The organism is Ihubacter sp. rT4E-8 (assembly GCF_049852125.1).
Lineage (GTDB): Bacteria > Bacillota > Clostridia > Peptostreptococcales > Anaerovoracaceae > Senimuribacter.
Genome location: NZ_CP187532.1, coordinates 469,003 through 494,556, shown reverse-complemented (window position 1 = coordinate 494,556; position 25,554 = coordinate 469,003). Strand labels below are relative to the sequence as shown.

Annotated in this window: 20 protein-coding genes, 1 tRNA gene and 2 riboswitches; of the genes, 5 read left to right on the top strand and 16 right to left on the bottom strand. The window is 45.9% G+C overall.

What is annotated here, in order from left to right:
• Window positions 1–86: 86 nt before the first annotated feature.
• From ACPW7J_RS02500 to ACPW7J_RS02470, 7 genes are all read right to left on the bottom strand, one after another.
• Entirely contained in the window at window positions 87–1,103 is a 1,017-nt protein-coding gene (locus tag ACPW7J_RS02500; protein WP_161874274.1) for a rod shape-determining protein, read from the bottom strand.
• Between the two features lie 157 nt (window positions 1,104–1,260).
• A complete protein-coding gene (locus ACPW7J_RS02495; protein ID WP_425756332.1) occupies window positions 1,261–3,003 on the bottom strand; it encodes a Na/Pi cotransporter family protein in 1,743 nt (580 codons plus the stop codon).
• 33 nt (window positions 3,004–3,036) lie between these two features.
• The gene (locus ACPW7J_RS02490; protein WP_425756330.1) at window positions 3,037–4,386 is read right to left on the bottom strand and encodes an ATP-binding protein; all 1,350 of its coding nucleotides are present in this window, start codon (window positions 4,384–4,386) and stop codon (window positions 3,037–3,039) included.
• On the bottom strand, window positions 4,376–5,059 hold the full coding sequence (locus tag ACPW7J_RS02485) for a response regulator transcription factor (RefSeq protein WP_424960284.1): 684 nt from the start codon (window positions 5,057–5,059) through the stop codon (window positions 4,376–4,378). Before ACPW7J_RS02485 ends, ACPW7J_RS02490 begins: the two co-directional genes overlap by 11 nt.
• 163 nt (window positions 5,060–5,222) lie before the next feature.
• Entirely contained in the window at window positions 5,223–5,483 is a 261-nt protein-coding gene (gene spoIIID / locus ACPW7J_RS02480) for a sporulation transcriptional regulator SpoIIID (RefSeq protein WP_161874396.1), read from the bottom strand.
• Between the two features lie 187 nt (window positions 5,484–5,670).
• Entirely contained in the window at window positions 5,671–7,263 is a 1,593-nt protein-coding gene (locus ACPW7J_RS02475; protein WP_424960283.1) for a CTP synthase, read from the bottom strand.
• Window positions 7,264–7,551: 288 nt separating this feature from the next.
• Entirely contained in the window at window positions 7,552–11,400 is a 3,849-nt protein-coding gene (locus tag ACPW7J_RS02470) for a hypothetical protein (protein WP_425756327.1), read from the bottom strand.
• A gap of 344 nt (window positions 11,401–11,744) precedes the next feature.
• Between ACPW7J_RS02470 and ACPW7J_RS02465 the strand changes: the two genes are divergently transcribed.
• Window positions 11,745–12,779 (top strand): threonine aldolase family protein, encoded by a 1,035-nt coding sequence (locus ACPW7J_RS02465; RefSeq protein WP_424960281.1) that lies wholly within the window; start codon window positions 11,745–11,747, stop codon window positions 12,777–12,779.
• Window positions 12,780–12,878: 99 nt separating this feature from the next.
• On the opposite strand, the gene ACPW7J_RS02460 is transcribed toward ACPW7J_RS02465, so the two are convergent.
• Together ACPW7J_RS02460 and ACPW7J_RS02455 are read right to left on the bottom strand one after the other, a co-directional pair.
• Window positions 12,879–15,116 (bottom strand): hypothetical protein, encoded by a 2,238-nt coding sequence (locus ACPW7J_RS02460; protein ID WP_424960280.1) that lies wholly within the window; start codon window positions 15,114–15,116, stop codon window positions 12,879–12,881.
• Between the two features lie 212 nt (window positions 15,117–15,328).
• Window positions 15,329–16,423 (bottom strand): HutD family protein, encoded by a 1,095-nt coding sequence (locus ACPW7J_RS02455; RefSeq protein WP_424960279.1) that lies wholly within the window; start codon window positions 16,421–16,423, stop codon window positions 15,329–15,331.
• Window positions 16,424–16,534: 111 nt separating this feature from the next.
• On the opposite strand from ACPW7J_RS02455, the gene ACPW7J_RS02450 reads away from it, so the two are divergent.
• Together ACPW7J_RS02450 and ACPW7J_RS02445 are read left to right on the top strand one after the other, a co-directional pair.
• Entirely contained in the window at window positions 16,535–17,413 is an 879-nt protein-coding gene (locus tag ACPW7J_RS02450; RefSeq protein ID WP_424960278.1) for a hypothetical protein, read from the top strand.
• Between the two features lie 31 nt (window positions 17,414–17,444).
• The gene (locus ACPW7J_RS02445) at window positions 17,445–17,852 is read left to right on the top strand and encodes a C-GCAxxG-C-C family protein (RefSeq protein ID WP_424960277.1); all 408 of its coding nucleotides are present in this window, start codon (window positions 17,445–17,447) and stop codon (window positions 17,850–17,852) included.
• A gap of 94 nt (window positions 17,853–17,946) precedes the next feature.
• On the opposite strand, the gene ACPW7J_RS02440 is transcribed toward ACPW7J_RS02445, so the two are convergent.
• The 3 genes from ACPW7J_RS02440 to ACPW7J_RS02430 form a co-directional block, all read right to left on the bottom strand.
• Entirely contained in the window at window positions 17,947–19,005 is a 1,059-nt protein-coding gene (locus tag ACPW7J_RS02440; protein ID WP_424960276.1) for a hypothetical protein, read from the bottom strand.
• 103 nt (window positions 19,006–19,108) lie between these two features.
• Window positions 19,109–19,666 carry a TetR/AcrR family transcriptional regulator C-terminal domain-containing protein gene (locus ACPW7J_RS02435; protein ID WP_161874285.1) on the bottom strand — a complete coding sequence of 186 codons (558 nt, stop codon included), beginning with the start codon at window positions 19,664–19,666 and terminating at the stop codon, window positions 19,109–19,111.
• Between the two features lie 11 nt (window positions 19,667–19,677).
• Window positions 19,678–20,325, bottom strand: a complete 648-nt coding sequence (locus tag ACPW7J_RS02430) for a Crp/Fnr family transcriptional regulator (protein WP_425756323.1) — start codon at window positions 20,323–20,325, stop codon at window positions 19,678–19,680.
• A gap of 85 nt (window positions 20,326–20,410) precedes the next feature.
• Here ACPW7J_RS02430 and ACPW7J_RS02425 point away from each other — a divergent pair, with 85 nt between their 5' ends.
• Window positions 20,411–21,142, top strand: a complete 732-nt coding sequence (locus ACPW7J_RS02425; protein WP_425756321.1) for an ATP-binding protein — start codon at window positions 20,411–20,413, stop codon at window positions 21,140–21,142.
• A gap of 44 nt (window positions 21,143–21,186) precedes the next feature.
• Window positions 21,187–22,098 carry a PfkB family carbohydrate kinase gene (locus ACPW7J_RS02420; protein WP_425756319.1) on the top strand — a complete coding sequence of 304 codons (912 nt, stop codon included), beginning with the start codon at window positions 21,187–21,189 and terminating at the stop codon, window positions 22,096–22,098.
• A 104-nt stretch (window positions 22,099–22,202) separates the two neighbouring features.
• Here ACPW7J_RS02420 and ACPW7J_RS02415 read toward each other — a convergent pair whose 3' ends face one another.
• The 4 genes from ACPW7J_RS02415 to ACPW7J_RS02400 all read right to left on the bottom strand — a co-directional run bounded on the left by ACPW7J_RS02415 (window position 22,203) and on the right by ACPW7J_RS02400 (window position 25,424).
• Window positions 22,203–22,847: a trimeric intracellular cation channel family protein gene (locus ACPW7J_RS02415; RefSeq protein WP_425756317.1), complete on the bottom strand. Its 645-nt coding sequence runs from the start codon at window positions 22,845–22,847 to the stop codon at window positions 22,203–22,205.
• A gap of 51 nt (window positions 22,848–22,898) precedes the next feature.
• Window positions 22,899–22,997: riboswitch (glycine riboswitch) on the bottom strand.
• Window positions 22,998–23,000: 3 nt separating this feature from the next.
• A riboswitch (glycine riboswitch) is annotated at window positions 23,001–23,088 on the bottom strand.
• 48 nt (window positions 23,089–23,136) lie between these two features.
• The gene (locus ACPW7J_RS02410) at window positions 23,137–23,910 is read right to left on the bottom strand and encodes an EFR1 family ferrodoxin (protein ID WP_425756315.1); all 774 of its coding nucleotides are present in this window, start codon (window positions 23,908–23,910) and stop codon (window positions 23,137–23,139) included.
• Window positions 23,911–23,984: 74 nt separating this feature from the next.
• Window positions 23,985–24,060 (bottom strand) — tRNA-Ala (locus tag ACPW7J_RS02405).
• 113 nt (window positions 24,061–24,173) lie between these two features.
• Window positions 24,174–25,424 (bottom strand): dynamin family protein, encoded by a 1,251-nt coding sequence (locus tag ACPW7J_RS02400; protein WP_425756313.1) that lies wholly within the window; start codon window positions 25,422–25,424, stop codon window positions 24,174–24,176.
• Window positions 25,425–25,554 lie beyond the last annotated feature (130 nt).

Here is a 25,554-nt window from a genome sequence, read left to right as displayed (position 1 = left end):
TATACGACGCGTTCCATTCCGGCTGAAGCCGGGGAACGCCAGCATAAGGTCTGCCTGATCAATCACTTCGTTCTTGGGGCAGACCATTATAAATACGGTGCCCGTCTGTTAAGGGAATTTCCTTCAAGGGATTCCAACTCGTTAAGCGCTTTACCTGTTCCGATAGCAACACAAGAAGTAGGATCTTCCGCAATGCGGACTTTGATACCCGTCCGTTCTTCAATACGACGATCGATGCCGTAGAGCAAAGCGCCGCCTCCGGTAATCACGATACCTGAGTTGCTGATATCAGCCGCCAACTCCGGCGGAGTCTGTTCCAAAACGCTGTGAACAGCTTCACAAATTGTATGCAGCGGTTCTTCCAGAGCCTCCATAATCTCCTCGGAACTGACTTCGACAGTCTTCGGCAAACCGGTTACCAGGTCGCGCCCTCTGCATTCCATATTCATGTTTTCTTCCCTCGGATACGCTGTACCGATGGTCTTTTTGATTTCCTCGCCAGTACGCTCACCGATATACAGCTTGTGCACTTTTCTCATGTATTTAATAATTGCGTCGTCAAACTTGTCCCCTGCCATTTTAACGGAAGTGCTTGCCACAATACCTCCCAGGGAAATAACCGCGATGTCTGTCGTGCCGCCACCAATATCGATAACCATAACGCCGTCAGGCTGTGCGATATCAATTCCCGCGCCGATAGCCGCGGCAACCGGTTCTTCCATCAGATAAACATCCTTGCCGCCGGCCTGGGTTGCCGCTTCTCTTACAGCTCTCTTTTCAACCTCCGTCACACCGCTAGGTACGCAAACCATGATTTTAGGCTTAAAGAATCTGCCGCTGCCACATGCTTTACGAATAAAATACTTCAGCATTCTCTCTGTAATATCGTAATCAGAAATCACGCCGTCACGCAATGGCCGCACCGCGATAATATTAGCCGGCGTCCTGCCAAGCATCTGCCTTGCCTCCTCGCCCACTGCCAGAATATCATCGGTATCCTTATTGATCGCCACAACAGAAGGCTCGTTGAGAACAATTCCTTTATTCTTTATATACACTAAGACATTCGCTGTCCCTAAATCAATTCCTACTTCACTTGCCATTTGTTTACTCCTTTTCTCAAACTTTCCCTAGTATTATATATCCCTTTTCAAATGCAAATTATGCATACTGACTGCAGATTCCCCACAATCTATGCAGAAAAAGCCTTTATAAAAGTATTATACACAATTTCAGGAAATCTTTCAACGAAATTGCAGGTTAAATGGCATATTTTTTCTGATATTCTCCATACATCTGTCGGAACGCCGGATCATCCATAGTCTTCAATTTATCCACATACTCGTGCGTCTCAAAAGATGCTTTTGATAGTTCAATCATCGCAACCGCGATATTAGAACAGTGATCGGAAACTCTCGCATAATTGGTCATAATATCAGATAGGATAAACCCTTGCTGAATCGTGCACACGCCCGCCTGCAGTCTGCTGATATGATTCAATTTAATCGTCTCACTCAGCTCGTCAATAATTTCTTCCAACGGTTCTACGCGACGCGCAAGTTCTAAATCCGCGTTATCAAAAGCTTTTATGGTCGTATCCAAAATTTCACGCAGCGCCTTTGTAGCCGTTCGGATTTCATGCATGCCCTCTGGAGACAAAGTTATTTTTTTCTCTTGAATCTCCCTCGCTGCTTCTACAATATTGACAGCATGGTCACTGATCCGCTCAAAGTCTCCGATGGTGTGAAGAAGCTTTGATATCTGCTTGCTGTCAGCATCAGAAAGATCACAGCCTGACAGCTTGACCAGATAAGATCCCAACCGGTCTTCATAGATATCAGCTTCGCCCTCCAGTCTGACGACTTCCGCCTCCATTTTTTCATCGTAAGCAAAGAGCACATCCATCGCATGCATCATCGCGTTTTGGGCCACGTAAGCCATTTCTGTCGTGATGTGGTTACATTCAGATAACGCAATCGACGGCGTATTCAGCAGTCTCTCATCCAAAAAAGCAATCTCCTTCTCCGGCTCAGTCTTTACGCTGTGCTCCGCTATCTTTACTAAATGATGAGAAAACGGCAACAAAAGTACTGTGGTCGTAATATTAAAGACACTGTGCGCCACAGCAATACCGGCCGGCCCGGCGGCTTCTGCAAGAAATGGCAGCTCAACCAGATAATGCAGTACAAAATACGCAGCCATACATATAACCGTACCAATGATATTGAAAGAAATATGAATCACCGCCACCCTCTTAGCATTGCGGCTTACACCGATACTGGAGATCAGCGCCGTCACGCAGGTGCCGATATTCTGTCCCATAATGATCGGAATCGCCATGCCATAAGAAATGCTCCCCGTCAGAGATAATGCCTGCAGAATACCTACCGATGCCGATGAGCTTTGAATCACTGCCGTCAGCGCTAGACCCGTGACAATTCCCAAAAGGGGATTGGTGAATGCCGTTAGCATAGACGCAAACTCCGGCATATCCGCCAGAGGGCTCACCGCGTCGCTCATAAAGTCCATGCCGTACATTAAAATCGCAAAACCGATCATGATGCTGCCGATGTCCTTTTTTCGGCTGCTCTTCGCAGTCATCATCAAAAGGATTCCGGCCAGGGCCAATATAGGAGAAAAGGATTCCGGCTTTAGAAGCCTTATCCATACGTTATCGCTCTCTATCCCAACCAGACTGAGAATCCAAGCGGTAACAGTCGTACCAATGTTTGACCCCATGATTACACCTACTGTGCCCGAAAGCTGCATAATTCCTGAGTTTACAAGTCCCACCAGCATAACGGTTACCGCTGACGAGCTTTGAATTACCGCCGTAATGCCGATGCCCAAAAACAAGCTTTTTACGGGATTAGAGGTCATTTTCTTTAAAATCCCCTCCAATTTACCACCCGCTAGCTTCTCTAATCCGGCAGACATCAGATTCATACCGTATAAAAACAAGGCAAGTCCGCCAAACAGTGAAATAAATGAAAATATATCCATATACGTTCCTTTCTCCTTCATTAACTATTATCATCAAAACCGGATTGAAATATGTGTACCGGCGCCGGGTTTACTTTCGATGTTAAGCTGCGCGCCATGATAGGCTACGCCGTGTTTTACAATAGACAAACCCAAGCCTGTACCGCCAATCTCTTTGGAATGACTTTTGTTGACGCGATAAAACCGTTCAAAAACTCTATCCAATTCTTCCTCCGCGATACCGATCCCCGTATCCGATACCGTAACCTCCGGGCGGCCATCCTTTTCAGACACCGCTACCGTGACACTTCCACCGGCTCTATTGTATTTTATAGCATTGTCGCAGAGATTATAGACGATTTCCTCTGCGATCTGCGGTACAACCTCTGCACAGATGTGTTCCCCGATAAGACTAATCGAAATCCGTCTGTCTGCCGCCGGTTTCTCCAGATTGAAGACCACATCCTGACACAACAAATACAGATCGATTCGCTCCTTTTTCTCCGTAATCTGTTTTTCATCCAGCTGAGACAATTTTATGATATCCTCTACCAGCGTAATCAGTCTCTGCGCCTCATCATAAATCCGTGCGGCAAACCGCGGAATGTCCTCCTCTTTCACCATACCGGTTTTGATAATCTCCGCAAAGCCGCTGATTGAGGTCAACGGCGTCTTCAGCTCATGAGACACATTGGCAGTAAACTCTTTACGAAATTCCGCTTCCCTGGTTCTCTCGTCCACATCTGTCTGCAGCCTGCTGATTCTGCTGTCCAGGGCTTGCTTTTGCTCCGCGATACGTCGAACCAACGGTCGCACTTCCTCATAGGTCTCCGTCCCTTCCGGATGCTCCAAATCAATCCGATTCAGAGGGTCTACGATTCTTCTGGCAATACGATCCGCCAGCAAAGCCGATAAAATTACCGCCATAAACAAAACAACTAGAATCGGTTGAAGCATGGTCAAGATCAGTGTAAAAATCGTAAACTGCACCTGGGATACTCGGAGAATGCTGCCATCACGAAGCCGCACAGCACAGTACATGGTTTTCTCCGCCAGTGTTTTAGAATAACGTACTTCCTCTCCATATCCGGTTCGCTCTGCTTCCTCCACCTCCGGCCTATCTTTATGGTTTTCCATTCTATCTTTGCCGACAGAGGAATCATATTCCACCGTTCCGTCCTCCGCAATCAGCGTAATCCTGTAATTTTCTTCAAGAGTAATTCCCTCCAAGTAAGTTTGCCCGCCTATTTCTATTGCCCGTTCTACAAGGCGCGTCTGCGTTCTCAGACCCTCCGCATACTGACCGTTGTACTGCAGATACAGCGCTCCTAAAATTAAAACCAGGCAAGACACCCAGACCAAAATTGCAACTAAAAAGATGCCTCTGAAAATTCTATTTCTCATCTACATCCTCTCCTATTTTATATCCAAGTCCTCTGACAGTTTCAATCAACCGCCCCCATTCTCCCAGCTTCTGACGAAGGGATCGAATGTGAACGTCTACGGTACGGCTTTCTCCATCAAAGCCGTATCCCCAAATTCTGGACAAAAGCTGATCTCTGGTGAACACGATGCCGCGGTTTTCCATCAGCAGCGCGAGAATCTCAAACTCCTTCAGTGTCAGCGGTACATCCTTTCCATCTGCTTTGACCACGTGTTTTGACAGGGAAAGGCGCAATTCTCCTACTTGATAATCTTCCTGCCTGTCCACATTAGAAGACCGGCGCAAAAGCGCTCTCACTCTGGCAAGGAGCTCCATCATCCCGAAAGGCTTTGGCATATAATCGTCAGCGCCATAGTCCAATCCAATTACTTTGTCATATTCCGTTCCTCTCGCCGTCAGCATCATCACAGGCGTTCTCGCTGTCTTAGCAGAAGCCCGCAACCGTTTCAGCACAGACAGTCCGTCTTCTTCCGGCAGCATAATATCAAGAAGAATCATCTGCGGCAATTCCTGTTCCACAGCGCTCCAAAACAGAGATGGCCTGGAAAACCCCTTTGCCGTATATCCTGCATTATTCAGCGTGTACAGCACTAGCTCACGAATGCTGTCATCATCCTCTATAAAGTAAATCATATCGCTTAACTCCTTCACTACAAGTCTACTATAAGCGTCCCGGAAAAGCCAGAAATTAAATGTTAAATTCATGTTAAGTTTTCCGCGAAAGCCGAAATCTATCCTTCTATATGAAAAATACCGAGGCCGCTCTCCGCGTTCCCCGGTATCCTATGCTTTTATTCTATTGTTTCTCTTTTTCGTGATGATATTTTTCTCTGGTTGCAAGACCTCCACGTATATGTCTTTCAGCCTTGTTAACGTCCAGGACATTTTTCACTTCTGCGGCGAGAGAAGGACTGATTTCCTGCAGTCTTTCTGTCACATCTTTATGTACTGTGCTTTTGCTGACTTTGAATTTCGTTGCAGCGGCTCGAACAGTCGAATTGGTTGAAATAATGTAATCGGCCAGCGCAAGCACTCTCTCTTCTATGTAATCCTTCATGTTTTTAATCACCGCTCCTTCAATCAAAGTTAAAACCAATATATGCATTTGGAGCCGCATATATGAAAAATTCTGAGAGATTTTTGAAAGAGCAAGTCTTCATCGTTCCTGAACGATCTCAATGTGACAATATCTTCAGAGAAAGGAAGCATAAATTGACAAAGTGAATTCTGACGCCGCCCTCCTCTTATTTTACTGCTGCAGCGACGAATTCCCGAAACAGCGGATGAGCATGATTAGGTCTCGACTTAAACTCCGGATGATACTGAACAGCAACAAAAAACCTTCTGTCCGCAAGCTCCACTGCCTCCACCAGCCTTCCGTCAGGCGACGTGCCGCAGATGGTAAGGCCTGCATGTTCCATTTCATCTCTGTAATCATTATTAAATTCATATCTATGACGGTGACGCTCGCTGATTTCTAAAACGCCATAGGCTTTTTCCAATACAGTGCCTGCCTTGACGCTGCACGGATAAGCTCCCAACCGCATAGTGCCTCCCTTCGGCAGATTTCCCTGCTGATCCGCCATCAAATCAATGACATTGTGTTTACCTCCTGCGGCGAACTCTCCAGAATCTGCATCCGCATACCCCAGCACATCTCTGGCATATTCAATAACCGCTGTCTGCATACCAAGGCAGATACCAAGATACGGGATGTCATGCTCTCTGGCATATTTCGCCGCCTGAATCTTACCCTCGATACCACGATCGCCAAAGCCGCCTGGCACTAGGATTCCATCTACATCGCCTAATATCGTTGCAGCGCTTCTCTCCGTCACATCCTCCGCCTCAATCCATTTGATAGTAATGCAGGCGTCATTTTCATATCCTCCGTGACGCAGCGCTTCTGCCACAGAAAGATATGCATCGTGAAGCTTTACGTATTTTCCCACCAAACCGATCGTCACATTTCTCTCTCGTTTTTCAATACGGGCGAGCATAGCGCTCCAGTCTTTCAGTTCGCATGGTCCGGCATTAATTCCCAATTCCCTGCATACAATCCAGCTCAAATTGGATTTTTCCAGCATGACAGGCGCCTGATACAAGACCGGCAGGGTCATATTCTCGATGACGCAATCCCTTTTTACATTGCAGAACAGCGCAATTTTATCGATGATGTCCTGATCCACCGGTTCGTCCACCCGCATGACAATGATATCTGGTGAAATCCCCAGCGCGCGCAGTTCTTTTACAGAATGCTGCGTCGGCTTTGACTTATGTTCGCCGGAGCTCTTGATATACGGTACTAACGTCACATGGATGAAGATGCAATTTTCCTTCCCCACTTCCAAAGATACCTGACGAATGGCCTCAAGAAATGGCTGGCTCTCGATATCTCCTACGGTGCCGCCGATTTCAGTAATAATTACGTCAGCCTCCGAGGTTTCACCTACATTGTAAATAAACGATTTAATTTCGTTAGTCACATGAGGAATCACCTGCACGGTACTCCCCAAATAATCACCATTTCGTTCCTTGTTCAATACATTCCAGTACACCTTCCCCGTAGTCAGATTGCTGAATCTGTTCAAATTTTCATCGATAAAACGTTCGTAATGCCCCAGGTCCAGATCTGTTTCCGCGCCGTCTTCCGTGACAAAAACCTCTCCGTGCTGATATGGACTCATCGTGCCCGGATCGATATTGATGTACGGATCCAGCTTCTGCGCCGCAACCTTCAGACCTCTTGCTTTCAAAAGCCGTCCCAGAGACGCCGCCGTAATGCCCTTTCCAAGTCCTGATACAACCCCTCCTGTCACAAAGATATATTTTTTCATTGTTGCTCTCCTTCCAAAAAACAAAGCGCAAAAACTAAAAAATAAGGCTTCCGGCGTTTTAGTGAGAAGGATACATAAGACCCCGAAATTCTCAGCAATTCGCCATCTCTCCCTTATTTTTGTTATGTCTTTGCGCAATTTTCTAAAATAATATTACTGAATTATTATACGACTTTTATAGGAAAAAGTCCAGCAGTTTTTCGTACCGCGGACAAAACATTGGATTCTGCAAAAGAGAGACAGAAGCATACCGGCTCTGTCTCTCTCAATTCGAACAATTCTGTTATGTTATTTGCTTATTGACGCTTTTCTCATTCTTGCAAAAATCAACGTGCCCAGCGCCAAAACCGAAGTCGCTATTAAGGATACCCACAACATTAGGCTGCTCTCATCTCCCGTTTTTGGATAGTTCCACTCAGCTGCCTCCTTGTCATACTTTTCCTTATAGTTCTTGTCGATGTTTTTATCCGCTTTGCCATCTCCGTCAGTATCAATATTGATGTCTGGTACACCGTCTCTGTCAATGTCGATGTTGATATCCGGAATACCGTCGCCGTCAGTATCGATGTTGATATCCGGCTTACCGTCTCCATTCGTATCGATGTTGATATCTGGCACACCATCTCCATTCGTATCTACGTTGATATCCGGATCTTTGCCGCCCGGTTTATTTCCTGGCTTATTTGGCTTACCTCCCGGCTTATTCGGTTTATCTCCCGGATCGTCTCCTGGCTTATCCCCCGGATCATCTCCTGGATCATCCCCTGGTTTATCACTTGGATCATCTCCGCCGGAAATAACTGGAGGATTCTTTTTCTTCAGTGTTACTTTAACGGAATGATCTTTATCCACAGATTCAAATGTCACAGATCCGGCGTTGAGCAGATCCGGCCGCGTCTCTCCGTCGACAGCGACTGCTATAATTCTATAGTCCTTTCCAGCTTCCCAGGTCACAGTATGCGCCTGTCCTTCTTCCACCTCTCCGGTCGCGGTAATCGTACCTTCTCCGTCGACGATGGCCGTTTCGATCTTATAAACCTTATCCTTGTCCGGTGCACTGCCATCTTCACGTATAAAAACAACATGTACCGTATGATTTGCTGCAGAATCCTGGAAAGAAACCTCTCCCGCATCTTTCAGACTTTCTACAACCATGCCGTCAATTAATACTTCTTTCACCTTCCAGCCATCTGCAGGTTTCCAGGAAACTGTATAATCGCCGCCCTTCTGCAGAGTCTTCGAATCGCCGATGCTTCCGACGCCTTCTGTCGACGTCGCAACACTGACATAGTTTCCGGTTACCGGATTATCCTTATCATCATCTGATGATGGCTGTTCAAAACGGACTTGTACTGTATGATCTGCATCAATGCTTGTAAAGCTGCATTCGCCCGCAGACAGCAGGTCATCACGAATCACACCGTCTACCATGACGCTACTGACCTTCCAGCCCTCCTCAGGCTCCCAGGTAACTTTAGCGTTTTCCTTATATTTATATTTCTCAGAACTGCTGATAGTACCCTGTCCAGATTTAGCGGTAGAAACATCATATGTATTTACTTTCCAAACCGCGTAAACAACGGTATCGTCTTCCAAAGCTGTATTCTCCGTAAAAGGTTTAAACTTATCCGGATTCGCGTCAGGATCAGTGGACCATCCCATGAAAGTATAGCCCTTTGTCTCTGGCGATTCCGGCAGCTCATTGCTTGCTTTCTTTACCGTTCCGCCAACCATATAAGGATAATCGTCTCTATAAATTGGTTCTGCGTTTACATGATCAGGATGATTCCAATCATAAGATAAAGTCAATACCTCCCGTACTGTCAGCGTCTTACTGTTGACAATATAGCCGCCGTCCAATCTGCCGCTCTTGTACCACTCATACTGTAGCTTATAAACGCCCTTGTCCTTTTCTTCGGCGCTCCGCTGCTGAAGCAGAAGCTTCTGCAAATCTTCATTCTGTTCAATATGCTGATCTTCGTATTTTCCGGTTTCCTTATTCAGTTTGTATACCTTTACTACAACTTTGCCGCCGACGCCGGCTGAGCCGCTTGGAAGTTCAATGCCAACTGGTTTTCCATCTTCTCCATAGCCAAAAGTTATATCATCTGCCGGATAAGACGAAGTTCTGATGCTTCCTGAATTGATATCCGTTGCAGATCCCAGCGCAAAAATTACGCTGTCTCTGTGGTCATACTTGGTTGCATCTTCAGGCAGGCGATTATCTTTTTTGATATATACATACTGATCCACACCAGCGCTGGCATTTGCCAGAGAAATAACGGTCGTCGGCACCAAACGCATAAAACGCTGACCCACAATTTCTTCTCCGTTCTGCGTATTTGTAATTCCAGTGCTAACAGATACATCCGTCCAGCCCACGCCAGGAGCAAAATTGGTAACCTCATAGGTCTTCGGATCAAGAGTAATAACCGGAAGACCTTCCATATCACCTTTTATCTGACAGAGGTACCCCTCACGCCTGTTCCATGAAATGCTATAGCCGCTGTCTGGTGTATATCCTGCCAATGCGTTATTAGTCAGCGGGAACAGTACGGAAATGTTACGCACTGTATCATAGTCAGCAGTGCCAAATGCAGCCAGTTCTTCCTGCGTTTTTCCTAAATTAGAAGGCTGCAGTAGCGCTGTGCAGACAGATGCTACTGAATATGCTTTAGCGATGGCTCTATCCGTTTCGTTTCCAAAGCTCTCGCTTGGATTTGCGAATACAGAAAGCTGCGGATACAGGCCGCTCTGATAAGTCCATGCTCCTCCTGTACCAAATTCTTCCTTCATGGCATCGCCAATCATCTGTCCGGTCAGATAGCCAGTAACATTTGACACATTATTTTGTCCGCCAAGCGCATATTCTTTCATGCCGGAAGTCTGCTTATCATAATAGCAATTATTAAAATTACTTACTCCTGATCCGCCAAGTCCGCCAATTGATCCTGCCGTTTCAGGCACAGTCTTCGTCGTTCCAACTTCTCCGGCGCTGTAAGAATTCTGTATTATAGTAGAGACGTCTGCTCTCCCATAGAAGCCTCCCATACTGTTTGCTGAATTCTGCATACCGACCATAGAAGTACTGTAGCAGTTGATGCAGGTATCCGCCGTACCTTCATCTCGTCCTAAAAATCCGCCTACACTGGATGTTCCTTCTACAACGCCAGCCGCGAAACAATTTTCGAAATGATTTACATAGTGGCCAATTCCATAGAACACACCACCATCCGCCTTGCAATACAGTTTAACGTTAGTAAAGCAATTTTCTACCCAACAGTAGCCCGGACAGGATACGAAACCTCCTGAATGGGATATTGTCGAAATATCATAGCTATCGATGGAATAGCTGTTGGTAATCTTATATCCGGAAACCGGACCTACAAAGGATCCCACGCAACTTGTGCCATAGGTTGTCACATTGCGCACATGACACTGATCCATCTGTACCACGAAACTCTTTAAATTGCTATCCCCCGTTCCGGTCCAGCCACTGACAATACCGCCCGTATGTGCCGCTCCGTGAACAACAGAATCCTCAACAGACACCTGCTTCATCATGCCCGCAGTCATCCTTCCAACAGCTACGCCGGAGGACTGTCCATCAGCCTTCACATAACAGTATCGAAAGCGAAGATTTTGCATTTTAAAACCTACATTAGCTGCAGTCGAGAGCATACCTACATTATCGCCAGAGGAAACGGTCTGCAAATTATAAATGGTATATCCATTACCTTCGATGGTGATATTACCTGGATCTGCGACCGGACTCCAGTTGACTCCGTTGCGTCCGCCCAGATCCACATCATTCATCAATTCCAGCGGCTGCCTGTTTTCCAGCGCCCAGCGAAGCTGTGCCGCCGTATAAACATCTAATAACCCGTCCCCATCTGCATCCTGTGTAGGCTGCACACTGTTTCCAGTCCACACCTGATCTGCAGGAACAGTATTGCCCGCGTTTGCTGAACGAAGCGCATCAAATTCAGCTTTCCGTGCATTATAAACACGTCCCTGGTAAGCGTCCCAACTCTCATCGGGATCCATAATAATATCTGCTGCAAATACTGACGCGTTGCTGCAGAGCACCAGAATCACACTGAGCGCCAGAATAATCCCTTTCTTCACTCTTTTCATAAAAAATCCTCCTAACTGCTTTCTAAGTCATTACTAAATAGTCTGCATCATCGCTTTTGCAATTTTACCGTTAGAATCTACAGAAGTATTATACCCCCCTGCATATTGCTGTCAAGAAGATGCATGGCTATTTTTACCGGTTTGCAGCAACTGAAACTATCTTCATCTTCCGATATATATTGAATATCTGCACTGCTGATTTTCATCTTCTTTGTGATTCTGCCATAATATGTCCAAAATTTTGATTTTTTCTTATGAAATCTAGTGAATTCTTCCGAGAAATATTTTATAATGTATGTAAAAGATTTGATTCGAGAAAACTTACCAAGCAGGAGGAAGCTATTATGATTTTTTTCAGAAGTGATTACAGTCAGGGCGCGCATCCGAAAATTCTGGACGCACTGGTAAAAACCAATTTAGAGCATACCGACGGTTACGCCCTCGACCCCCACAGCGAACACGCCGCGCAGATGATTAAGGATTTAATTGGCAGGCAGGACTGTGAAGTCCATATGATGGTCGGCGGAACTCCAACCAACGTGATCACAATCGCTGCGGCGCTGAAGCCATGGGAAGCTGTCGTCGCGCCAAGGACTGCCCACATCTACTCCCATGAATGCGGCGCTGTGGAAGCTACCGGGCACAGAGTACTCACCGTAAACGGTGTAGACGGCAAACTGACACCACAGCTCATCGATGACGCGTGGTTGGAATACGAAGACGATCATACCGTCGTTCCAAAGATGGCCTACGTTTCACATACTACAGAAAGCGGCACAGTCTATACGAAAGCAGAGCTTCAGGCGCTGCGGGCATGCTGCGACAAACATGATATGTACCTCTGCATGGATGGCGCCAGACTGGGCGCAGGTCTCACTTGCGAAGCCACCGATCTCACCATTCAGGATATTGCACAGCTGACAGATGCGTTTTATATCGGCGGCACAAAAAATGGCTGCCTGTTAGGTGAAGCCGTCATCATCTTTGATGAAAATATCAACGATCACTACCGTTGGATGATCAAGCAGAACTGCGGTATGCTGGCAAAAGGCAGACTCATCGGCGTGCAGTTTGAAGCCTTACTTGAAGGAGGCGAAAACAGCCTTCTCTATCAAATTGGCGCGCATGAAAATGCCATGGCAAAAAAGCTGCGTGAAGGAATCTCTGCTTGCGGATATGCGTTTGACGGCACTTCCACCTCCAATCAGATTTTTCCTATTTTTCCAACAGAGCTGGTCAGAAAACTGGAAGAAGACTTTTTCTTCTATGACTGGGCGCCTGCCGGTGAGGATAGACGGGTCGTCAGACTGGTTACCTCCTGGGGAACTACTGAGGATGATGTAAACGCGTTTATCACTGCGCTGAACAAGTTGAAATAATCGTTTAAAGAGGATATATCCTAAGTCATAGTACCGACATAACGATTTACCGCATTTTAAAAGCTGGAGCATTTATGCCCCAGCTTAATAATTTTTTATTTATTTAGCATATCTGTTTGCCAAATTGGAGTAATCAGAGTAAACAACTTTTCCACTGTCGAGAACCTTGTATGCTCTAACCTTGTAGAAATATCTCGTTCCTTTTTTCAGGTTCTTCTTATTTGCCATGGATAACTTCTTAGTCTTACCCATGAATTTGAAACCCTTATCCTTTTTCGTGGATTTATATACTCTATATCCATCGATGGCGTCAGTATTTCCCTTTACCTTCCATTTTACAGTGATCTTTCCTTTCACTGCCTTGGAGCTTGCGGTAATCTTCATAGCTTTAACAGCAGCAATCACTTCTTCCTCAGGAAGCGGTCCCAACGGTGTGTCAGGATCTTCGATTTCCGTCGGCGGAGTTACAGGAGTATCAGGACCAGTTGGAGGTACAACAACCGGCGGATTAGGAGTATCAGGACCAGGATTTACTGGCGTCTTTTCTGTTACTTTTCCGTCCTCACCAATTTCATACTTATCTTTTCCACCTTCAATAAAGTCTAAAGCAGCATTTTTATTGTCGCCAACGAACTTAGCCTTTTCAACATTAATTTCTACCTTAGCTTCATCTTCGACGATCCACTCAGTAACATCCAGCGTACCGCCTTTAATTGCAACAGTCGGCGCAGGTACAGCAGTAGCATTCCCATACTTATCTGCCTTTATAGCGCCCTCAACTTTCGCGTCGCTGCTAATAGTCGTATTTCCTACAACCTCATCAGACCATGCTCTGGTTACAACAGCGCCCTTAACCGTTCCCCCAGAAATGTTTGCTGTTTTCCAGTTCAGAATCGCAACCTTACTATTTTCAGTATCATTACCTCCAATAATTTCGCCGCCCTTAACATTCAATACGCCATGATCATCATTCTTTACTGCAATAAAGCTGGTCTGCTCAATCTTACCTTCAAAAATGGTAAGTGTTCCGTCATTTCTAACCAGAGATGCATCTGCAGCATTGTTAGTAACAACCGTGCCTTTATTAATCGACATGATGCCCTCGTTATTGATTACATAGTAGTCTTTAGCAGGATCATTATTATCGTCGCGCTTGATTGTTCCGTTTGAAATCTCTACAGTTCCAAGATTTTTAATTGCAGCTGTTCCATTTCCTGTTCCCGCGTTGATCGTATGACCATTCAGGTCAAGGTTGACATTAGCGCCTGCAGGAACCGTAATGCCACCGTTAACGTCTTTATTTAATACTATTTTGATCTCAGCATTATCAGCAAAATATTTTAATACTGCGGTATCGGAGAAAGTACCCGCAAAGACTTCCGGCAGGTATGCTTTCTGTACATTAAATTCGCCAGTAAAAGTTCCGTTCGTAATCGTTACCTTGCCGTTCTCTCCGGAAGTAGCTCCCGTAGTAAACAGATTGCCTGTTCCGTTCTCGCTGGCAGTAAAGGTTCCGCCGTTAATTGTCAGCTGACCCTTATTCGAAGTGCCATTCAAATATCCATTTGAAATAACAGCCTTAGCCGCACCGGTTACAGAGAATGTACCATCTTCAATGGTGGTTACATTCCAGTTCTGGATAGCAGGTCCTGTTGTATTTGTGAATGTACCATCTTTAATGGTCAAAACGCCGTAATCGTCATTCTTAACAGCATTCACACCACCAGTGAAGTTTCCTCCGTTGATGGTAAGTTCGACAACAGAATCAGAAGATGCTGTTTCCCCACAATCATTGACAGCATTTCCATAGTATCCATTGTCAATACCGCTGGATTTAGCATCCTTTTGATCAATGGTGACAACCGCATCGTTGTAAGGGGTAATTTCTAATTTTCCCAGGTTTTTGATAACATACCATTTGTCCCCAGTAAATGTCCCACCGTACAAAGTCGCTTCTGCTCCCGGAGCATTATAGAGTGCAGCGGAGCCTTTGTTGTTATTCTCTACTGTACCGTCTCCATAAATACGCAGCTTACCATTGTTCTGAATGGTATGACCGGATTTACTGGTCAACTTATGACCATTTAAGTAAATTTGAGCGGACGGGATATAACCGTTCTCATTAGCTTCACCGAGCTTTACAACCAATGTGTTGTTCAGATCCACATCCTTAGTCAGCTTGTACGCCTCGCCTGCCTTTAATTCTGTCGTATTTTCAGTGATCTCTGTTCTATTTGCATTTGGATCACTCGGCGTTTCATCAGCAGCAAATGCCAGTGAAGGCATGAATGACATAACCATCGCTAAGCAAAGCAATGATGTTAACAGTTTTTTCATTTATCATTTTCCTCCTTAATCTTTTGACTTGATATGCTGTTGAGCATTACCCTACTGCGGCGGTTTTCACAATACAGTTATTTCCAAGCAGCGTATCTGTTACTTAGTATTGTACTCGTTTTACCTAATATAGGCAAGTCCTTTTTATCTCTTTTAACCGCATATTCAAAAAATTTTCCACATATATCCGCTTTTCTCTCAACAGCGCCTAATCACTTCATTCGATTACCGTCTTCATCATAAACAATCTTGCCGGAGTTTTTATATTTCTTCATTATTTTTTCCACTCGCTCATTGGTTGCCAGCTGTTTTTCACGAACACGCTGTTCATACGGTGTCAGATGGTCTATGTCCTTAATATGCTTACGTACCGGTTTGGGCACTACCGCCATATACATCAAAGGGGATATTAAAAAAATATCTGCCGCCAGCCATGCCAGACAGAGCCAGATCCAGCCGTAGCCTTCCATGCGCGAGACGCCCAGGCCGACAATGATAAAAAGAACCAAAATTCCCACAAAAAACGGCAAATATATCTTTTCCAACTTGTTTATGGCTTTCGTCAGCTCCTCGTCAAACCACTGACGCTTCAGCTTACGGAAAATGAAGGACGCCCCGCGAAACTGAATATTCGCCAGATATATACATGCCTTAAAATCATCAAACGTAGCTTTTTCCTTCGGTATCACCGTAGGGCCAAGCTCCCCTTGCTCATAGTTATAGAAGATTCGCGCCCGCACCAGGTAACCCTCGCCCATAACAGAAATTTTTACAGATTCCTGTGCCGCCGCGTTTACCACCAATTGCTGACCCGGGTTTATCATGACTGTTTCTTCCCCGATCGTCACAGCAGCAAAACCATCCCGGCAGAAAAGGGCAATTGTCTTCAACTGATAATTTTCCACGTCCTCAAGGGCCATAGACTGGCTTTCCTCTGTCAGAGCAATGGCGTCAAGAAAACCCTGATTTCCCTTTGCAACCATCAGGTTATAGTCAGTAATCCGCCCGAAGCTCTTTGTCCGATAAGCTCCGTCAAAGCGATCCTGTTCCATCTCGGAAAGTTTCGCTACCCGAACGTCCTGATGCGCCAATACAACACTGCCGGACAACACCAACAAAACTCTGTCAAAATCAGGCAGCTTTGAAAAAACAGCTTCCTCATTTTCACAAACAGCAGTACTCAGCCGCCAGATAAATCTGCGTTCAAAATAATCGCCGTTCTCAGGAAAAATAGCCAGCTGCTTTGTCACGCCGCCTGTCCATTTTGATATCGAAAAATTTTCTTCCTTATATAGTTTATACTCCATAACTGAACTTCCCGTTTCTTAGCATTTTCTTAATTATACCGCTATTTCCTTGCTTTCACAACCTTTTTATAGTATAATTGCATCCAGTAATTATCAAAATGGAGAGAAGAAATGAACAGATCAGACGGATACAGACTCAGGGGATGCGATCCATTCTATGAGATCATCCCTCACATCATGCCTCACCGGTATGATGCAACTAACTACATCGATCTGGAACTGGATTTAGAGGCTATGCAGGGGTATATACGCCGTTGCCGCCAAAAAGGCATCAAAATGGATCACATGAGTGTCATGATAGGAGCCTATCTGCGGTTAGTGTCGCAAAATCCAAACCTGAACCGGTTTGTATGTAATAAAAGGATTTACGCCAGAAATCATTTCTGCGTTTGTTTTACTACGCTAAAACCGGACGGATTCCCTGGGGAGGAAACTGTAACAAAGGTGTATTTTAATTTGGACGATGATATCTTTGAAGTAAACAGAAAAGTCACAGAAGCTATTGAATTAAGCCGAACTACCGGAGACAGCAACGCTATGGATCGTCTTCTCCGAAGCGTCATGCGCGTGCCCTTTCTCGTAGGCAGTACCGTGTCCTTCCTGAAGTGGTGGGACAGGCATATCGGCCTGCCTTTCGCCGTTGTAAACGGGAGTCCTTTCCATACCTCCCTATTTATCACCAATCTGGCCTCAATTCGAATTCGCCCGGTTTATCACCATATCTATGAATTCGGAACGACTGGTATTTTTATCGCTATGGGGCAGCCAGAGCGCAGATTGTCCAAGGTAGGAGAGGTTGTTGCAGAACGCAAAGTGCTTCCTATAAAGGTTTCCTGCGATGAGCGCGTAGAATCCGGCTATTACTACGCCCGCTGCTTCCGGGAATTTCAAAAATATCTGCGCAATCCAGAAATTCTGGAGACTAAGCCGGAAAGAATTATCAGCGACCCTAACCTGCCGGTCAGCAATCCAAAATTTATCGTCAGATAAATAATATAAAAGAAAAGGTGAATCAATACGTATGAACAGAAAAGAACTTGCAGTTGAACTGCATCACAAAAGATATAACTGCGCGCAATCCGTAGTATGCGCTTTCTGCGATGTGATAGACGACGAACCGCAAACCGTATTCAAATCCGCAGAAGCCTTCGGAAATGGAATGAGCTCCTTCAGCACATGCGGCGCGGTCTCTGCTATGGCTATCGTAATCGGCCTGAAAAACTCAGACGGCAATCTGGACGAACCACGAACAAAATCTCAATGCTATAAAATGATGCGTCGATCTACAGATATGTTTCTGGAAAAAAACAAATCCACCATTTGCCGTGAAATCAAGGGTATCGACACCGGTTGCGTTCTCAGAAGCTGCGACGGTTGTATTGAAGACGCAGTTGCTATTTTAGAAGAACTGCTTCTCGATACCGAATAGAAAAAAACCGGACATCCCTGTTGGTTTTTAACTAACTGTGGAAGTCCGGTTTATTTTTTTGTCGATATACGGCTTTTGCTTCATTTAAATTATATCAGCAGCCCTTCACACCCTTACATACGGGATTTTCAGCTAAATATGACTGGAAAAGCCGCGATTGATAAGCAGAAACCAGACTATCCTCCCTGAGACAGATGCTGCGTTCTTCTACAAACGGACACGGCTTCACCCAACCATCAGCGTCAACAGCGCTATAATATCGACTGGCGAGACAGCCGCCGGTGATATCCTGATCTTTACAGAAATTGATGGATAGAAGCGGTTTTGATTGCCTGTACAGGCGCATCATTCCGTAAAGATAGTCCCGGTCAGCGGGCACTGATGAGAAAAAGAAACAGCTCTTTGCACCCCATCGGATCAGCCAATCAAAAAACTCTTCCTGAGCAAAATGCGACTGACTCTTTTCATCGTAAAAGCAAAAAGCGCCAAAAGCCAGCTTTCTATCTGTAAACAGCTTCATGGCTGTTTCCACCTGACGGTCAGCGTCTGTCCCCGTGGTTTTTAACAAAGGCACATAGTTTTTCACTCGCAGCAGCTGAGAGGTTAAATCACCGTCTACATTCTTCCCATTGATGAAATCAAAGAAATGACAGTCCTGATATTTGTTGCATAGGGCCACCTTTTCCTCTCTGCGCGATAAATCCCCGTCTCCATGCAGAACATAGATAAAAGTTCCCAGATTCTTTCCTTCCTCTATAATGCCATCCAACTCATCAAAGGACAAGGCGCCGCCGCTGGTACAGGAAACGCCCATATCCAGCGCTGTTGCCCACGGTACACTGCAGTCATACCTCTCCGATGACTCTCTGACCTGCAGCGCCGCCAGCAAGTTAGCGTTTATAATCAGGTTTTCAAACAAGGTCTTCCTTATCTCATCATCAATATCGGTCCAAAGGCTTTCTAACAATTGATACCAATTGCTGTCCTTCTCCCGTATAATCTGCCGAAAAACTTCTCTCTGAGGCTCCAAAAGTCCCTCGGCTCTAGCATCCACCCATTCCATCAAGCGAGGCAAATTCGCGCCTGGATCTTTATCCAGATAGTTATATGCAGCTCGAAGCGCCAATCTTTTCATCTCAGTTGCTATGTTCATGTCATTACTCCTCTTTTTTTATCATAACCCTTTATCCGGCAGCTACAATAGACAATGTCAATCGCCTGCATCAAAATATGACACACTTGCTATTTTGTCGTACCTAAGCCAAAGAAAACTTTCTCAACGTTTCTTCCATAATTCCGTCTATTACCTTATAAAACCGGTCCATGTCCTCTATGTACGCTGTGTCCATACCGCTGTCTACCCACTCGGTAACGATACCGACCAGGCCAAAGTTAAATATGCTAATTACAAAGTCCATATCCTCTTGTGTAATCCGCATATTTTTGGCGTAATCAGCTGCAATCTCAGCCAGTACCGGACGTGCTAGCTCCTGGAGGAAGGTTTCCAGCTGCCGTCTGTTCACAGAGTAAAACGCGTTAAGCACGAATGCCTTTTCTTCCAAAAGCCGTTCCATCAATTTGGAGATGACCAGCTTCAAATCCTTCTCTCCGGCAAACTCGCCTCGAAACCTCTTTGCTTCCTCTTTAAATATCCATCCTACTAAATCGTACACATCATGAAAATGATAGTAAAAGGTCTGTCGGTTCACACCGCAATCATCTGTGATATCCTTTACGGTAATCTTATCTAATGTTTTTTTCTCAAGCAGCTTTTTCAAGGATGCTGCCAATGCCCGTTCTGTCAAAGATGACATAATCTCTCCTCCTATTGCATGATATTACACAATAAAAAATGATTTTTATGAAAACGTATCATCCCGGCCTCCTGCATTCGCGAAAGCTCTCGCGATAACGCGCTTCTTTCCACAGAAAGATAATCCGCTAATTGCTGCCGGTTAAAGGGCAGTTCCAGCTCCATGCTTCCCTGCCGGTCTCTTTCCTCTGAAAGATAGGAAATCAGTTTTTCTCTAATGGTCTTACGAGAAAGATGCGCCATTTTCCGCGTCAGGAACAAATTCTTTCTGGCCAGAACTTTCATCATATTGTTCATAACACAGGGGTTTGTCAGAATTTGTTCCATCGGGAAAAACACCACACTACTGTCCGTAGCGGCAATTACCGCTACACTCTGCGGTTCTCCTACAAGAACCGCATAAACCTCATCAAAGATGTCTCCCTCCGGAATTTCTGTAAGAATTTCACGATTCCCCAGGAAATCCTCTCTGACAATATGCAGTCTCCCTTCTATTACCAGTCCTACACCCCTTGCTGTATCACCTTGGCGAATCAAAAATTCTTCCTTCTGATATTTAACAGGGGTTACAGCCATTTCGCGAACAAGCCCGGCAAGTTCCTGCTCCGCAATTCCCTGAAACAGCGCCGATTCTCTCATAGCCTTGATAATTTTTTTCATATTTTCCTCTTTCGTTGCAAATGCAACATCGCAATTTCTTTTATTGTATTATACTCACTCTATCAAAGTCAAGGAGGAAACGAATATGATTCGTAAAATTATTCAAATAGATAGTGAAAAATGTAACGGCTGCGGCGCTTGTGCCGCTGCCTGCCACGAAGGGGCAATCGGTATGGTAGACGGAAAAGCAAAATTGCTTCGCGACGACTACTGCGACGGTCTGGGCGACTGTCTTCCTACGTGCCCAACGGATGCCATTACCTTTGTAGAGCGTGAAGCAGCCGCCTATGATGAGGAAGCGGTTAAGGCAAACCTGATCGCGAAAAAACTGGAGAAGGAACTGGTTTCTCTTTCCGCCAGCTGTCAGGGAGATTGCTCTGGTGAGGATTCCTTCGCAGAATCTCGCACACCGCAGAATCCGGACAAACGGGTAGACGTTATGCCAGATACTCTTTGCTCAAAGCTTTCAAACTGGCCTGTACAGATCAAGCTTGCGCCTCTTTCCGCTTCTTATTTCGATGGCGCCAATCTCCTGATTGCAGCGGATTGCACAGCGTATGCCTACGCGGGCTTTCACGATCAGTTTATGGCCGGACGTGTAACGCTGATCGGCTGTCCGAAACTGGACGATGTCGATTACAGTGAAAAGCTAACCGAAATTCTACGGCGTAACAACATCGCGTCTGTCTCGGTTCTTCGCATGGAGGTGCCTTGCTGCGGCGGTCTTGAAACAGCAGTCACGCGAGCAATCTCTGCCAGCGAAAAATTTCTGCCGTATCAGGTAGTGACGATTTCCACAGAAGGTGCTATACTATAGGGTAAAGTTATCGCGAAATTTTACACAGGATGGAGTATTCGCAAGTGAAAAAAATTCTAGTCATCGGCTCTACTGTCGCCGATATTATCATTAATCTGGACGTTCTGCCAACGACGGCACAGGACGTTCACGTTAAATCCCAGTCTATGTCCCTGGGCGGATGCGCTCACAACGTAGCCGATATGATTCGCCATTTCGGCGCGCCGTACACGCTGTTTTCGCCAATCGGCACAGGACTTTATGGAGATTTTGTCCGCAATCAGCTGGCAGCAAAGGGTCTGGCTTCCCCTATGCCGACGCCAGATATGGCAAACGGCTGCTGCTACTGCTTTGTCGAAGAAAGCGGCGAACGGACTTTTATCGTAGATCACGGCGCGGAATATCTGTTTTATAAGGAATGGTTCGATACGCTGAATCTTTCTAAGCTGTCCTGCGCTTACATTTGCGGCCTTGAAATTGAGGACAAAACCGGCAGTACGATCGTAGATTTTCTGGAAGAAAGCGGCTTACCGGTATTCTATGCGCCCGGTCCCCGTATCTGTCTCATCGATGCTGCCCTGATGACGCGCATCTTCGCACTGCACCCAGTCCTCCACCTTAACGAGGATGAAATCTGCCGTTATACCGGCTGCGATACCATTGCAGACGCCGCCGCCGCGTTATTTAAAAAAACACAGAACACGATCATCATCACCAACGGCGCAAACGGCGCGTATTATTATGATGGTACAGAAAGCGGCGAAGGACTGGTTCACGTTCCGCCTGTTGCCGCTGCGCAGATTGTCGATACCATCGGCGCAGGAGACGGACACTGTGGCGCAGTAATCGCAGGACTTGCCCTGGGGCTTTCCATATACGACGCCATCGCAAAAGCCAACGCGGCATCCTCCCTGGTAGTCTCCGTCAAGGGCGGCGTTCTATCAGACGAGGAATTTGCGGCAGGTCATATACTGTAAATTTATAATAAAAATCCCTTTTATCGGGTTTCTTCTGCTGATAAAAGGGATTTTTTCGTGTCATATTCAATTCTCTTGCCGTAAATATGCTTCTAATCGTTGTCTCATTCTTCCTCTGCACTACTCGGCTTCGGCAAACTCCAACGGAATTTTGCCGCGAGTAGACGAAGTACCAGTACCACTGCCACGCCTGCAATGATAGAAACGCTCTGTCCAAGCGTTTCCCACAGCAGCGCGCAGACCACCGCGCCAATCAAGGATGCGCTGGCATAGAAATGCTTTACAAAGATATACGGCGGATCCTGCGCCATCACATCTCGAAGCACACCTCCTCCGACGCCGGTGACCGCCCCTACGAAAACCATCAGAAACAGGCTGAAATCTGTTGAAACACTATAGGCTGTTTCTATCCCGACTACTGTAAAAATTCCCAGCCCCACTGAGTCCATCCACAGCATGATTAAATCGTAATAATTCTGCCGTTTAGAAAACAGATTCTGCACCCAGGGCGTACAAACAATCAAGGCCGTCGCGATTGCCACCATAGCATACACCGGATTTTGAAAGGTTTTCGGCGGAGTAATGCCCAGAACCAAGTCTCGAATCACGCCACCGCCCACTGCTGTCGTCAGCCCCAGAATGGAAATGCCCAAAATATCCATTCCTTTACGAATGCCCGTCATGGCTCCGGAAACGGAAAACGCCACCGTCCCAATCATTTCTAAAACAAAAATAATATATGCAGACACAAAAACCACCTCCAAAGCATCTCACATAAGTAAATCAGATAGAATCTATCACTCTGTCTTTTTACCTGAAAGATTCTTTCGCAGGGCGGCGGCTTGCGCCCTGCGAAATTGCTTCATCGGTGGTTCTTACACTTTCTACACTTTCCAGAGGTCTGTCCGGAAACGGTCCTGTTGCCTGAGAGTTTTGCCCCTTCGGCGGCACGCGGCAATCTCTGCCCATGCGCTCTCCCGTTTCTTTCATCCAGATAACCAAAGTATATCATACGAAAAAACTGCTTGTCAACGAAATCTACAGGAACGTTTCATTCTCCTTTCTCACATCCTTCAACGGAGCAAGGAAACCTCCAATTCTGGTCTGTACCTCCTGCGGCAAGGCTCTTGCTTTCACGGGACAGGCTGCGATGCACGCCATACATTCTATGCATTTTTCCGAATTCCCGGTAATTTCCCCTGAAATCAGTTCTACAGCGCCCGTCGGACAAATTTCAACACACTTACCACAGACTACACAGTTCTCACTGACCTCCACCACGTTTGGAACCCCGCCGCCTTCACGATATGGCCGATTACCGGGCACTTTCACTGGCACAGCTTTTTCCTCCTGACGCAAATCAAAGAGTTTCACCTCCACAGCCTCCGCAAATGCAGAAATCTCCGCCAGATCCGCTTTGTCCGGACGGCCCTTTGCGATTTCCGGCACGATAGAATGCCCCGCGATAAACGCCGCGGACGCGACAATTTCATGGCCTCCCACCATCATTGTATCGTTCAGCTCTAACAAAGCGTCATCATAAGCACGATTGCCGTAAACAACAATTGTAACGGCCTTCCTCCCATGACCATCCAGCTGCTGCATTTTTTCTGCAGCAATAGCCGGAATCCGGCCGGCAAATACAGGCATAGCTACTACTGTCAAATCTGCTGCAGCATCCTGCAGATCCTGCTTCTTATCCCCAAGGTTAAAAGCGACAACCTTTTCAGCAATTGTCTCAGCAAACTGTATGCCCACTTTTTCTGTACCGCCAGTGGGACTGAAATAGTATAATGCAACGGTATCTAACATTGTTCTTCTCCTTTAATAAATCTTATCATTTCTAATATGGTACAAAAAAAGCACCGCGAAGGTGCCGTCTGCAATGGTGGACCCGAAGGGGTTCGAACCCTCGGCCTCTGCGTTGCGAACGCAGCGCTCTCCCAGCTGAGCTACGGGCCCATATACCGCAGTTCCAAACGTTCTGCGGTTATTTCTATATCCAAGCATACTCCTAAATTACAGTTCTGTCAATGACTATTTTTAATAGAAAGCACACAAAAAATCAAACAGTCTTATACAGAACATCCCGTCAGGTCATCCCGTATCTTCCGAAGACTTCCGCTTAATTTATTGATTCCATTGATTCTGCGCACCACAGCATAAGCATTTTCCTCGCGATACAGTAAAATACCGCTGAGCGTCTTCTCCAAGTCACTACAGAGGGCATCTACCTGCTTTAGAAAATCTATCTTGTTCATCTGTATCAATCCCGCAGGTAATTCCTCAATTTCATAGCGGTATTCCATGCCGAACAATTCCTTAACCTTCTGAGACAGTTCCAATTTCATCTCATTGAGATGAATCTCAAAAAGACAATCGATATCTGCCGCGCGAGCCTTCATTTCCGCTACAGTGTTGGAAACTGCCGCAAATCTTTCGTCCAGTTCCTTATACTCCATATTCATAGCCTTCCAATAGAAATCCAGCTGTATCAGGGCGCTGTTGATCACGTCCCTGAGCTTTTTCTCCGCGGACTGCGACAAAATTTCTTCCGCCGACTTTTTACAGTCTCGCAAAATAGCCTTTTTCAACGCCTCAATACCATCGCCCGTCCTTGCGCTGACAGGGAACATAGCGATTTCCTCCACTTGCATCATATGACAAAGTAATTTACCGCAGTAATCCATATACGCTGTCAAATCCGCCTCGCCTACTATATCCGTCTTATTGACCGCGAAATAAAATTTACCCGCAAACTCTCTGGCGCTTTGCAGAAAATCGATTTCAATCTGGTTAATCGGACTGTCCACAGACAGCAAAAATATGACCGCGTCGCTCTCCTTCATATAATGATACGCCGTTTCCGTATTATTTTTATGAAAAGACCCCACGCCAGGCGTATCCACAAAGGTCAATCCGTGCTTTAGAAACTTTGACGGCGTACGCAGCACCACCGATTCTACGCCCAGGCGGTTGTCGCTGTTTTCCTGTTCACTGATAAACTCACTCAACCTGTCAAAAGGGATTTCCTCCACAACGCCATTGAAAAAATGAACCTCAGCGGCGCGTTTACCGTATACCACCTTTGTTACTGCTGAAGTAATCGGTACGATACCTACCGGTAAGATTTCATCCTCTAATATTTTATTAGACAGCGAGCTCTTTCCTCTCTTAAACTGCCCGATAATAGATACCGTGATATCCTTTTTTTCTAATTTCTCAATCAAAGCCGCCGCCTGCCGCGTCTGACCCAAAACCGCAGGATCAGCAGCCAGAAGTTCGTAGGTCTTCTTTGCTTTTTCTAAAATATCATGCTTCATCATTTTTATTACTCCTTAAAATCCTCGCTTTTCAGTATAGCACAACCCTACCCCTACTTCAATCGAAGGTTGATGAAATTTCTTGTTTTGCTACTAATCTAGTAGTATAATAGGATTGTATGAGAGGTGAAAC